This is a genomic window from Acinetobacter calcoaceticus, from assembly GCF_900520355.1.
Lineage (GTDB): Bacteria > Pseudomonadota > Gammaproteobacteria > Pseudomonadales > Moraxellaceae > Acinetobacter > Acinetobacter calcoaceticus_C.
This window is the reverse complement of sequence record NZ_LS999521.1, coordinates 2,892,891-2,906,037: the sequence shown is the minus strand read 5'-3', so window position 1 is coordinate 2,906,037 and position 13,147 is coordinate 2,892,891. Positions and strand designations below refer to the sequence as shown.

General features: G+C 41.9%; 12 protein-coding genes. 10 read left to right on the top strand and 2 right to left on the bottom strand.

Going from position 1 to position 13,147, the window contains the following annotated elements; all coding sequences use genetic code 11:
* Positions 1-35 precede the first annotated feature (35 nt).
* The 8 genes from AC2117_RS13940 to AC2117_RS13905 all read left to right on the top strand — a co-directional run bounded on the left by AC2117_RS13940 (position 36) and on the right by AC2117_RS13905 (position 8,792).
* Positions 36-1,259, top strand: a complete 1,224-nt coding sequence (locus AC2117_RS13940; RefSeq protein WP_042898188.1) for an MFS transporter — start codon at positions 36-38, stop codon at positions 1,257-1,259.
* A 22-nt stretch (positions 1,260-1,281) separates the two neighbouring features.
* Positions 1,282-1,803, top strand: coding sequence for a cupin domain-containing protein (locus AC2117_RS13935; protein WP_042898189.1), 522 nt, complete (start codon positions 1,282-1,284; stop codon positions 1,801-1,803).
* A 36-nt stretch (positions 1,804-1,839) separates the two neighbouring features.
* Positions 1,840-2,664, top strand: coding sequence for an alpha/beta fold hydrolase (locus AC2117_RS13930; protein ID WP_133974893.1), 825 nt, complete (start codon positions 1,840-1,842; stop codon positions 2,662-2,664).
* A gap of 15 nt (positions 2,665-2,679) precedes the next feature.
* Positions 2,680-3,474, top strand: coding sequence for an SDR family oxidoreductase (locus AC2117_RS13925; protein WP_133974891.1), 795 nt, complete (start codon positions 2,680-2,682; stop codon positions 3,472-3,474).
* Positions 3,475-3,489: 15 nt separating this feature from the next.
* Complete coding sequence (locus AC2117_RS13920) at positions 3,490-4,281, top strand: aspartate dehydrogenase (RefSeq protein WP_133974889.1); 792 nt, start codon at positions 3,490-3,492, stop codon at positions 4,279-4,281.
* Between the two features lie 13 nt (positions 4,282-4,294).
* Complete coding sequence (locus AC2117_RS13915) at positions 4,295-5,761, top strand: aldehyde dehydrogenase (protein ID WP_133974887.1); 1,467 nt, start codon at positions 4,295-4,297, stop codon at positions 5,759-5,761.
* Positions 5,762-5,799: 38 nt separating this feature from the next.
* Positions 5,800-7,440: a thiamine pyrophosphate-binding protein gene (locus AC2117_RS13910; RefSeq protein WP_133974885.1), complete on the top strand. Its 1,641-nt coding sequence runs from the start codon at positions 5,800-5,802 to the stop codon at positions 7,438-7,440.
* A 155-nt stretch (positions 7,441-7,595) separates the two neighbouring features.
* Entirely contained in the window at positions 7,596-8,792 is a 1,197-nt protein-coding gene (locus AC2117_RS13905; RefSeq protein WP_227549204.1) for a hypothetical protein, read from the top strand.
* Between the two features lie 61 nt (positions 8,793-8,853).
* On the opposite strand, the gene AC2117_RS13900 is transcribed toward AC2117_RS13905, so the two are convergent.
* Positions 8,854-10,152, bottom strand: a complete 1,299-nt coding sequence (locus tag AC2117_RS13900) for an MFS transporter (protein WP_133974884.1) — start codon at positions 10,150-10,152, stop codon at positions 8,854-8,856.
* Positions 10,153-10,392: 240 nt separating this feature from the next.
* On the opposite strand from AC2117_RS13900, the gene def reads away from it, so the two are divergent.
* Together def and AC2117_RS13890 are read left to right on the top strand one after the other, a co-directional pair.
* A complete protein-coding gene (gene def, locus AC2117_RS13895) occupies positions 10,393-10,875 on the top strand; it encodes a peptide deformylase (RefSeq protein WP_133974882.1) in 483 nt (160 codons plus the stop codon).
* Between the two features lie 177 nt (positions 10,876-11,052).
* Positions 11,053-12,375: a glutaminase gene (locus AC2117_RS13890; RefSeq protein WP_133974880.1), complete on the top strand. Its 1,323-nt coding sequence runs from the start codon at positions 11,053-11,055 to the stop codon at positions 12,373-12,375.
* Here AC2117_RS13890 and AC2117_RS13885 read toward each other — a convergent pair.
* On the bottom strand, positions 12,342-13,130 hold the full coding sequence (locus AC2117_RS13885) for an AraC family transcriptional regulator (RefSeq protein ID WP_133974878.1): 789 nt from the start codon (positions 13,128-13,130) through the stop codon (positions 12,342-12,344). The genes AC2117_RS13890 and AC2117_RS13885 overlap by 34 nt on opposite strands.
* Positions 13,131-13,147: the final 17 nt, after the last annotated feature.

The window sequence follows — 13,147 nt, the reverse complement described above, 5'->3', positions numbered from 1 at the left end:
ATCTGGTTCTCATTACCAAATCGAAGGAATGACACATGAGTAATGAAGAAAAAAGTGGATTGAAGCATTGGGTACCTGCTTTTGTCCTTATGGTGTGCGTGGTACTGGCATTTTTCGACAAGATTAGTATTGCGGTTTTATTTTCAGATCCTCACTTTCAAAGTGCAATGGGAATTGATGAAGATAAGGCCAAACTGGGATGGCTCATGACAAGTTTCTTACTTGCTTATGGTTTTTCATCAGTCTTTCTAAGCTTTTTGGGTGACATTTTTAACCCAAAGAAAATGCTGTTTTGGAGTGTAACTTCATGGGGTTTACTCATGTTTTGCATGGGGTTCACCACCAGTTATTCGGGCATGTTGATTTTACGTGTACTTCTCGGTTTAGCAGAGGGTCCGTTATTTGCCTTGGCTTATACCATTGTTAAACAGACTTACACAGACCGTCAGCAGGCACGTGCTTCAACCATGTTCTTACTTGGAACACCAATTGGTGCATTCCTTGGGTTCCCAATCACTGCAAATGTTTTAGCACACCACGACTGGCACACCACTTTTTTTGTGATGGCTGGATTAACGCTAATCGCTATTTTCAGCATTGTTTTCGGTTTGCGTAATTTGCAACTTAAGAAAACCGTCGAAATTGAAGGCGAGAGCAAACGTACCAATTTCAAAGGCCATATTGCCAATACCAAGGTACTTTTGAGCAATAGAGCATTCTGGCTGGTTTGTCTCTTTAACATTGCATTGATGACTTATTTATGGGGCTTAAATAGCTGGGTTCCTTCTTACTTAATGCAAGACAAAGGCTTCAATCTCAAAGAGTTTGGAATGTATTCAAGCTTTCCATTCATTGCCATGTTAATTGGCGAAGTGATCGGCGCATTTTTATCTGACAAGTTGGGCCGCCGCGCAATTCAAGTCTTTAGCGGTTTATTACTAGCAGGCATTTTCATGTATGTGATGGTCATCATGACCGAGCCATTATTGATTATTGCAGCGATGTCTTTAAGTGCGATGGCTTGGGGTTTTGGAGTGGCCGCTGTATTTGCTCTGCTTGCAAAAGTAACGACCTCAAATGTAGGGGCGACCGCAGGTGGAATATTTAATGGTCTAGGCAATTTTGCTAGTGCAATTGCGCCTGTACTGATCGGTTACATCGTGATGCAAACACATAGTTTTAATCTGGGAATTACCTTCTTGGCTGCTGTCGCTGTCATCGGGTCATTGTTCTTGGTTCCTTTATTAAAACGTTATTAATTCACTGTATAGGAGTTTAAAAATGACTACACAACAATTCGAATCGTGGACACAACCGGAAGGTGCTTCTTTAGAAGATTGGTTAAACACTCGTATTGCTCGCTTTGACACTCGTAAATATGACTTTGAAGCTTTGAAGTTCCAAGCCGATTACGACCCTAAATATCGCCGTGCACAAATGCGTTATATGGGTACGGGGGCGACAGGAGTTGCAGATGACAGTAACACTGTACCAGCAGAGAACTTTACTTTTTCAACAATGGTACTGCCGCCTCAGTGTGAAGGTCCTTTGCACATTCATCATGATGTTGAAGAAGTCTTCTTTATGCTCCGCGGTGAGATTGACCTATTTATTGAACACAACGGCGAAAAATTTCAAACCCGTTTAAAAGAGCGTGACCTGATTTCAATTCCACCGGGAATCTATCGTGGTCTATTTAACCCAGGTCAAGACGATGCCTTGATGTGCGTAATGTTAGGAACAGGTAAACCAACAATTCCAAACTATCCACCAGAGCATCCATTGTCTCAAATCAAACGTTAAGCGCTTGATGATGTGAGTTAAGGGAAAGGAATGAAAATGATGACACTCATTGAAAAGTTAGCAGAATTTCCGGTTAAAACGGTGACTGTACAAGGCCAGCAACAAGCATATCGAGAAGCCGGTCAGGGCGAATACCTCGTGTTGTTACATGGCATTAGTTCAGGTTCTGCTTCTTGGGTGAACCAACTTGAAGTGTTGTCTCATCATTTTCATGTCATTGCCTGGGACGCACCAGGCTATGGCAAATCAGATGAATTATTAACTGACCAACCAAATGCCAAAGATTATGCAAAGCGTTTGGCAGCGCTATTTGAAGTTTTAAAAATTGAAAAAGCCATTGTTGTTGGCCACTCACTAGGTGCCTTACAGGCGAGTGCATTTGCTGCACTTTACCCAGAGCGAGTAGAGCATTTGGTGATCGCCAATTTGGCTCAAGGCTACCAACGTCAAGATGAACAAACACAAATTCAGGTTTTTGAAAAAAGACCAAAAATGTTGAAAGAGTTAGGCGCTAAAGGGATGGCTGAAAGCCGTGGGCCTCATTTGATTTATAAACAAGAGCCACAAGCCTTAGCTTTAGTTTTAGAGGTGATGCAGCAGTTGACCTTAAAGGGTTTTACACATGCATCGTACTTACTTGCCTATGACGAAATACGTCATTATTTAACAGATTTAAAAGTCCCATGCACAGTAATTGCAGGGCAGCAAGATCAAATCACTCCTGCGTTAGGTATACAAGAGCTTGCTCAGGAATTGCAGTTGGAACAGCACTACATCATCCAAGATGCAGGACATTTAAGTTATGTCGACCAACCGCAAGCATTTAACCAAATTATGTTGACGATTCAGGAACAATCGTAAGAGAGATTAAGGATTATGAGCTTCCAAGTTGAAGGAAAAGTTGCAGTTGTTACGGGTGGCTCCTCTGGGATTGGGCTGGCTGCTGTTGAAATACTGGTTGTAGAGGGTGCAAAAGTAGCTTGGTGTGGTCGTGATGAAGAGCGTTTAAATGCTTCTAAGCACTATATTTTAGAAAAATATCCGCATGCCAATATTTTTACCAAAGCATGTAATGTGTTGAAAAAAGAAGAAGTTCAACAATTTGCCAAAGACGTAAAACTCAATTTGGGCAATGTTGATATGCTCATTAACAATGCTGGACAAGGCCGTGTTTCAAATTTTGAAAATACGCAAGATGAAGACTGGATGAAAGAAATTGAGCTGAAATATTTCAGTGTGTTGCATCCGGTTCGGGCTTTTCTTGAAGATTTAAAACAGTCGGCAAATGCTTCGATTACCAATGTGAACTCTTTACTGGCGTTACAACCAGAGCCACACATGATTGCGACTTCATCAGCACGAGCTGCGTTGTTGAATCTGACACATTCTTTGGCTCATGAGTTTACTCAGTATGGTGTTCGTGTGAACTCGATTTTGCTTGGGATGGTTGAATCTGCACAGTGGAAACGACGTTATGAAACTCGCTCAGACTTAAATCAGTCATGGGAAGAATGGACAGGCAATATTGCTAAAAACCGCGGTATTCCAATGCAACGTTTAGGCCGCCCTGAAGAACCTGCTCGTGCTTTAGTTTTCTTGGCATCGCCATTGGCATCGTACACCACAGGTGCGGCACTCGATGTCTCAGGTGGTTTTAATAAACATTTATAAATATCAGGTGCTGTCATGAAAAAGTTGATGATGATTGGTTTTGGCGCAATGGCTGCAGAAGTGCAGGCTCATTTGCCTCAAGATTTGCAACTGAAATGGATTGTCGTGCCGTCTCGTAGTGTTGAAAAAGTTCAATCACAAGTGTCTTCAGAGATTCAGGTGATTTCAGATATTGAGCAATGTGATGGTGCGCCAGACTATGTCATTGAGGTGGCAGGTCAAGCCGCGGTGAAAGAGCATGCTCAAAAGGTTTTAGCGAAAGGTTGGACCATAGGCCTGATTTCGGTTGGAACTTTAGCTGATAGCGATTTTCTGATTCAGCTCAAACAAACAGCTGAAGAAAATAATGCCCATCTGCATTTACTCGCAGGTGCCATTGCTGGCATTGATGGTATTTCAGCAGCCAAAGAAGGTGGTTTGCAAAAAGTCACTTACAAAGGCTGTAAAAGCCCAAAAAGCTGGAAAGGAAGTTATGCAGAGCAATTGGTCGATCTAGATCATGTTTCTGAACCTACGGTCTTTTTTACCGGAACTGCTCGTGAAGCTGCGATGAAGTTCCCAGCAAATGCCAACGTCGCTGCAACGATTGCGCTTGCTGGGCTTGGAATGGATGAAACCATGGTCGAGTTAACAGTTGATCCAACCATCAACAAAAACAAACACACCATTGTGGCAGAAGGCGGCTTTGGGCAAATGACCATTGAACTGGTTGGCGTGCCGTTAGCAAGTAACCCGAAAACATCAACTTTGGCTGCGCTTAGCGTGATTCGTGCTTGTCGCAACAGTGTCGAAGCAATACAGATTTAAGAAGGATTTGACCATGGCAAAGGAAATTTATATTGCAGGTGAATGGCGTTTGGGCCGCGGTGCGGTCATCCAAAGCCTGTTTCCGGCAGATCAGTCTGTCAATGCAGAGATTTCAACGGCAACGCTTGAAGATGTGAATGAAGCAATTGAAAAGGCTGATCAGGCTTGGCGTCAACCCAGCTGGAGAAACAGTTTACCGCATGAGCGCGCACGTATTCTTTACAAAGTTGCAGACATTATTGAAGCACGTGTAGATGAATTGGCAAAACTTCAAACACGCGATAACGGTAAGCCTTTAACTGAAACTCGTGGTTTGGTGATGAGTGCTGCGGCAACTGCACGTTATGTTGCAGCAGCATGTGAAACGCTGAATGATGAGTTAACCACTCAACGCGCTCCAGACTTTATGACCATGAGCGTGCATGAACCTGTAGGTGTTGTGGCAGCAATTACGCCTTGGAACTCTCCAATTGCAAGTGAAGTTCAAAAGCTTGCTCCAGCTTTGGCAGCAGGAAATGCAGTGGTTTTAAAACCAGCAGAAGCAACTTCACTGATTGCTTTAGAACTTGCCAAAATTTTTGAAGAAGCAGGTTTACCTAAAGGCTTACTCAGTGTGTTAGTTGGGCGCGGTTCTGTCATTGGTGATGCAATTGCTCAGCACCCGCTGGTTCGTAAAATCTCTTTTACTGGAGGAACAACCACGGGTCGTCATTTGGCTCATATTGCAGCGGAAAAACTTATTACCACATCACTTGAGCTAGGTGGAAAATCACCAACAATCGTTTTGCCAGATGCCGATGTAGAACTTGCTGCTAAAGGCGTAGCCTACGGTATTTTTAGTTCGGCAGGCCAAGCGTGCATCGCAGGTTCTCGCTTGTTTATTCATAGCAGTCTTTACGATCAGTTTTTAACGCGTCTGGTTGAAATTACCAAAGGCTTACGCGTGGGCCATCCTGAACAGGCTGGTGTGCATTTAGGGCCATTAGTCAATGACAAACATTTGCAGTCGGTTGATCGCTATGTGCAGCTTGCTAAAAGCGAAGGTGGTCAAGTTTTGGTGGGTGGCGAAGCATTAACAACGGGTGACTATGCCAAAGGCAGTTATTACTTACCCACCATTATTACGGGTTTAAGTAATAGTGCCCAAACCTGTCAGGAAGAGATTTTTGGCCCTGTTTTAGTCGTCATGAAATATGACAACGAACAAGATTTGATTGCTCAAGCCAATGACAGTTGTTTCGGTCTTGCAGCAGGCATCTGGACTGAAAGCTACCGTAAAGCTTGGCGTATTGCACGTGTGTTAGAAGTCGGAACAGTGTGGATTAATACCTACAAAAAGTTCTCGATTAGTGCGCCGTTTGGTGGCTTTAAAGACAGTGGTATTGGGCGCGAAAAAGGCCGTTTGGGCATTTTATCGTACATGCAGCAAAAGAGTATTTATATGGGGCTGAATGAACAGCCTAACCCTTGGTGCGACTAATAGATTCAAGGACTGAAAACAAATTTTGAGGAACAGACATGACTGAACGTGTAAATGTAGGCGAAGCAATCGCAAGAGTTTTAGAAGCGCACCAAGTTGAGAGTATTTATGGTGTTATTTCCATCCACAATTTACCTATTGCTGACGCAGTAGGGCGCCGTGAAAAAATGCGCTTTGTTGCTGCGCGTGGTGAAGCGGGTGCAGTAACTATGGCAGATGCTCATTCACGCTTTAAAGGCTTGGGTGTAGCACTGACCAGTACTGGTGCTGGGGCAGGTAATGCAGTGGGTTCACTCATTGAAGCAATGAATGCAGCTAGTCCTGTATTACATTTAACAGGTCAGGTTGAGCGCGAATATCTTGACCGCGATGCAAGCTTCATCCACGAAACTAAAGATCAACTTACGTTTTTACGTGCATCAAGCAAAGCAGCATTTCGCATTACCAGTCCTGACAATGCAATTGGTATAATTCGTGAAGCCATCCGTGTAGCAACAACAGTTCCAATGGGGCCGGTAAGTGTTGAGTTGCCAATTGACGTACAAGCGGCAGAAATTGATTTGCCACTTAACCTTGGACCAGTCAAAGCATTGCAATTACCACAAGCGGATCAAGCTGAAATTGATCTTCTTTTGAGTGAAATCAAAAAAGCAAAACGCCCAATTTTCTGGATTGGCGGTGGAACTTTAAATAGCGTTGCCGAAGTCAAAGCAATTGCAGATTTAGGTATTCCAGTTGTGTCATCTACACACGGTCGTGGCGTATTGGCAGATGATCATCCACGTAGTTTAGGTGCATTCCATAACTCGGCAGCGGTTGAGCAGTTATTAAAAGATGCTGACTTAATGGTTGTGGTAGGTTCTCGTTTACGTAGTAATGAAACCAAAACTTATTCGGTTGAATTCCCTGAAAACATTATTCAGGTAGATGCAAACCCAGTGGCTCAGCAACGTAATTACAAAATTCGCAACTTCATTTGTGGCGATGCCAAAGATGTCTTAACACGTGTGTTGGAACAGCTTCAAGGTACTTCAAAAGTTGATGCCGATTACGATGCGGCTGTAGTTGCTGCAAAACAGGCTGCGATTGATGCGTTGCGTAAGCAAATCGACCAATACGCTTTAATTTGTGATCACTTGCGTGCAGCTTTACCTCAAGATGGCATTTTTGTACGTGACATCACCATGTCAGGTAGTACATGGGGCAGCCGCTTATTCCCTGTACAAGCACCGAACCAAAATATTCACTCACTCGCTGGTGCAATTGGTTTAGGTCTTGCAACTGCAATCGGTGCTTCGGTTGCCAATCCTGATAAAAAAGTGATTGGTTTGGTCGGAGATGGTGGCTTAATGCTTGGCATTGGCGAAATTGCAACCATGGTGCAAGAAAACACCAACATGGTCTTAATGATTATGAATGACGGTGGTTATGGCGTAATGCGTGGCATTCAAAATAACTACTTTGGTGGTCGTCAGTATTTCAATGAATTGCATACACCAGACTACAAACTTCTTGGCGAATCTATGGGTGTTAAGAGCTGGAAAGTCGGTAGTGCAGATGAATTTAAAACTGTTATTCAAGAGGCGGTTGCATTCGAAGGACCGACCGTGATTGAGCTCGATATGAACTCGATTGGCCCATTAAACTTTGCGGGTCCACCGCAAAAGAAACTGTATTAACCAGTTTGGATGGTTTAGTACATATGCGATGGGAGCTGCTAAGCCATCCTTTTTTTAGATATATTTTTTTATCTAAAAAACAATAAAAACTAAGTTTTACAGGTAAAACAAATAAAGTTCCAGCAGGACGCTGGAACTCAATCAAGGATGTAGAGATGAAAAAGACTTCATTGATCATGGCATTCATTGCACCACTAACCATGGGGATGAGTGTAAGTGCATTTGCAAAAGATTCATTACTTGAATGGAAAAGTGATGATGGTACCGACTCGTTAAAGTTAGGTGGGGTGGTTCGGTTAAATCAGCGTTATGAAGATTGGGAAGGGCCAAACCGTGGTTTTGGTAAACTCTATTTTGATATTTTTAGGGTCGACCTAAAAGGCAAGTTTGATGATGCTTATATCAATGCCAGCTATCTGTTCCAAGATCAACAAAAAACGTCTATTGAAAAAGCATATGTCGGCTATAACTTAGATGCCAACAACAGCATTGAAGCAGGCTTGGTCTATAAACCTTTTACGATTTATCCATATCCACAAAATGGCTGGACTTATCATATTCCGTTCTTTTTAGGCTATGGCAATAATATTGCACCGGGGATTAACTGGAATTATCACGACAAAGATTGGGATGTAAAACTCGGTTATTACCCGCAAATGCTAGAGACCAATTTGCGTTATTCGCCTGAAAGTGCAACTTACGATGACTTGGAAGAAAACGCATTTCCATCTCAAAAAGCCTACCAGAATGAAAAGCGCCATCAGTTTAATACTCGCATTGTACGTAAGTTAGAAACTGACTTTGGTAAACAAGAGGTTGGTGTGTCTGGTGCAATTGCCCAGTTACATAATAAAATGACCGATAAAGATGGCAAGTATTATGCAGTCGGTTTGCATACTGACAACAACTACAAACGCTTTAATTTACAAAGCTCAGTCATTCACTATCAATACGATGCTAAAAACCCGGACGGTGTAAATAGTGACATGACTTTAATGGGCAATAACGGTTTCACACCAGCCTATTTCATTGCTTCGGAAGGGACGATTGCTAGTTTAAATCTTGCCTATACTTTGCCTGTGACCAATATGGGCAAGCTAAAAGCTATTAAGTTTTATAATGACTATAGCTATCTCGATAAAAAACATGATGATTGGTCAGATTCGCAAATGAACACTACAGGCATGATGTTTATTGCATCGCCATTTATGGTTTGGGCAGATTATACGTGGGGTAAAAACTCAAATATTATTGGTGGGGCAACCAACTCAACGGGTTATACCTCTGCCAGCTCACCAAATAGTGATAAGTGGCTGTACCGTTTGAACTTTAATATCGGATTTACTTTCTAAAGTGAACGGCAATAAAAAACCACGCAGCTGACGTGGTTTTTTATTTAATGAATGAACACTTTTAATATCTGGATTTCTCAAACTTATTCCAAAATACAAAAGCGGTTACAAAAGCTAAAATAGTCAGCGCGAAAATATAATACATCGCACCAATATCACTATATTGACTGAGCCAATGAACTAAAGGCAGTGTCATACCACCCACAATTGCATAAGATAAATTATAAGAAAATGAAATGCCCGAGAAGCGAACAGGCGCGGGGAACATTTTGACCATGCTGCTCGACACCATGCCGACAGTACCTGAGCATAGACCCAACAACATATATAAACCAAAAATGGTTGAATGTGCGGCGTGACCTAAACTGTTATAAAAAACTGCTGCTGTAAGTGCCACAGCAAGAGCACCTACCATCATGACTCTGCCACAGCCAAAACGGTCAGCAAAATAACCTGCCAAAATACAGCCGACCATTTGCATGACAATGGCTGCGCTTTGTATTTCAAAAGTTTGCGCACGCTCAAAACCAAATGAACCAATCAATAAATTTGGCATGGCTAAAATAACCACCACCACGCAACCTGTTAAAAACCATGTAAATAACATGCCAATAACAACGGCTGTTTTATGAGTTTTTAACACTTGCTTCACTGGCATTTCTTTGGAGATTTCTTTACGTGCCTGCATTGCTTTAAACACAGGTGTTTCTTTTAAATAGGTTCGTAAATAAAGTGCGACTAGGCCAAAAATACCGCCTGCAATGAAAGGGATACGCCAAGCCCAGTCATGGATTTGCCCCTCACTAAAATTAAGCGAGATCCATAAAGACATGAGCGCACCCAATAAAATTCCTAAAGACAGTCCGGCAGTTAATAAACCATTTGCCAGCCCAATTTTTCTTTCAGGTACGTGTTCAGACACAAATGTCCATGCAGCCGGAATTTCACCACCAATCGCAATACCTTGCACAACACGCATCAGCAATAAAAGCAGCGGTGCCAAATAACCAATATTTTCAAAAGTGGGCAAAATCCCGATAAACAGGGTAGGCAGAGCCATCAGCAAAATAGAAAGCGAGAATAGTTTTTTACGCCCGACCAGATCACCAAAGTGAGCCATGACAACTCCACCTAGCGGTCTGAAAAAGTAACCTGCTGCAAAAATCCCGTAAGTATTGAGCATGGCCCAAAACGGACTGAGTGTGCTTGGGAAAAATAAGTCGGAAATGATTTTGGCGTAGAACACATAAATCACAAAATCGTAAAACTCTAAAGCACCGCCCAGAGAAGAAAGGGCGAGAGTTCTTTTATCTTCTTTATTCAGATAGTTCGCATCCTGCAAGATTAATTCTTGATCCATTTTTTTACTTAATTGTTGTAATCGAAGTTTGGATATTAATGGAAAAGTGAATTAAAAGTAAATGGAGGATATTTTGTATGATCGATCCCTAGATAAACTGTGTTCCATGAAGAATAAAAATTGTTTAAAACAAAAAATTGCTTTAGATGAAACAAAAACAGATGAAGGAATCGCTTTTCTTTTGAGTCGTTCAGCGACACAATAAAATAAGTAAAACCTAATTTGATTAGAGGCCAAGGGATGAGCGTGATTTTACCAGTTGCCAAGCAAGGTGAAAACATTTTAAAACTGATTGCTGCACCTGTCTCACCAATTGAGTTGAACAGTGATTGGCTTTATGAGCTTGCAGCCGCTATGCATGCCACTATGCTTGAACGTAACGGTGTTGGCATTGCTGCACCGCAAGTTTACATCTCTAAACGAGTCATTATTGTGGCATCTCGACCAAATCCACGTTATCCAGATGCTCCTGAAATGGATGCGGTGGTGATGGTAAATCCAGAGATTTTGGAGTTTTCGAGTGAAACTTGTTTGGGCGAAGAGGGCTGTTTAAGTGTGCCAGATGAACGTGGACAAGTTGAACGTGCAGAAATGGTCAAGGTTAAATACTTAACACTAGAAGGTGACGTGGTAGAGACAATTTTTCACGGTTTTCCTGCTCGTATTGTTCAACATGAAGTCGATCATTTAAATGGAGTGTTATTTGTAGAAAGAATAATCTAATCCTCTATTTAAAGTTTTGAAAAAGGTATAATGAGCTTGAAATAAATCAGGCATCGGAATTACAATACTTATATCGTGATTTTTAATTCATTCAAAAAGTATAATTTTAATATTATCAGCTGGTTGTGCTGAAAAAATGCTCGAAAGTGTAAATCTCCTCATTTAAGGTTACTCACCATGAAAACCCCTCTCCCAGATTATTTGGCAAATGTGATAGAAGCCTGTGAGGTAGATAATAGCGGGCATCTAGCTGACTATATTCCAGAGTTGGCAAATGCAAATCCAGACCGATTGGCTTTAGCCATGTCTACGGTAGATGGTGAAATTTATTCGATTGGCGATGATGATACCGAATTCACCATTCAGTCGATTTCTAAGCCTTTTGTCTATGCCTATGTTATGCAACAGCTTGGCATTGATGCGGTACTTGATAAAGTCGGGGTAGAACCTTCTGGGGAAGCCTTCAATGAAATTTCATTGGGTAAAGATGGTCGTCCGAAAAACCCGATGATCAACTCTGGCGCAATTACTGTACATTCATTGATTCAGGTCAAACATGGTCTACATAGTGCAGAAATTCTACGCCGTTTTATGAGCGAGCTTGCAGGACGTGAATTAAGTTTTGATGAGTCTGTTTACGATTCGGAAGTCAAAACAGCCTATCGTAATCTTTCAATCGGCTATATGTTGCGGACAGTTGGAATTTTAGAAACTGATCCTGTCGATATTGTGAATGGTTATATTCGCCAATGTGCGATTTTGGTGACGGTTAAAGATCTTGTACGTATGGGCAGTGTACTTGCCAATGGTGGGGTTGATCCTAAAACTGGAAAGCGTCTGTTGAACCGATCTGTAGTGAGACAAGTACTCAGTGTCATGATGAGTTGTGGTATGTATGATGCTGCGGGTGACTGGTTGTCGACTGTAGGAATTCCAGCTAAAAGTGGTGTGGCAGGCGGTATATTAGGTGTGCTGCCGGGTCAGGTCAGTATTGCTGCTTTTTCTCCTCGACTAGATGAGCATGGTCATAGTATACGTGGTATCGATATTTTAGAGCGCCTATCTCGTGACATGGGATTACACCTTATGGAAGGTACACCTTCTGCACAAACCATTGTACAGAGCCATTATCGTACAGGGAAAGATGCATCATTGAGTGTGTATGTGCTTCGAGGCGTATTGAAATTTACCGAAGCTGAAATGTTATTGCGTATTTTACAAGACGAGACGACTGACCACAGCACAATCGTAATTGATTTGACCCAGATTTCACTGATCCATGAGGTGGGTAAACGTATGTTCTTAGAAGGTGTAGATCGTCTGATTGATGATGGTCATACACTCGTTTTGGTTGATCCTGAACAACGATTAGATCATGCGAGAACCGATAAGGATCGAGAATTGCACGTCTATCATGATTTTGACGATTTGCTCGAAAAGCATGAAATACGCTCAAAAAAAAAGACTTATAACGACATCGCAACACTTCTAAATTGCTGAGGTGTTTTTCCTAAATGTCGTTTAAACATCGCACTAAAAGCACTGGGGTTGTTATACCCCAGTGACTCGGAAATTTGAGCAATAGATTCACCATTCGCGATTTTACTCAAGGCAAGTGCAATATGCATTTGCTGTACCCATGCTCGATAAGACAACCCGGTTTCTTTTTGAAACATGCGCATTAAAGTTCTCGAACTCGTGCCAATATCATCCGCCCAATCTGTTAAATCTTTTGAGTGATTAGGCGCGTGTAATAAGGCTTGGCAAATTTTTAATAATCGTTTGTCTTTTGGCCATGGAATCTGGATAGGCAATAAATTGGCTCGATGAATTTCTTCAAAAATTAGAATTTGCAAAGAACGAGAAAGCTCTTGAGAGGTCGTAATATTTGGTGAGTTTTCGCGTTCAATTTCGTTTAAACGAATCAAAAGCTCATGCAAAAGGTTGCTCACCCGAATAATAAAGCAATGTTGTCCCATCAAAGCAGCTGCATTTATTTCAACCAAAGCAGTATTTAACTTCACGTGACTCAGTGAAATCACACTATGCTCGACATGGGCAGGAATCCATAACGCACACATGGGTGGCACAATCCAGACATTATTAGGTGTAAAAACCTGAATATTTCCAGTGGACGCATATAAAAACTGAGCACGTGCATGCGTATGAGTCGGCGTGATTTCTCGGTAGGCATGCTCGGAAGATAGTCCAATCACAAGTTCAGACAAATCAGACTGAATAAGAGAATCGGACATAATCTATCCTAAAAATT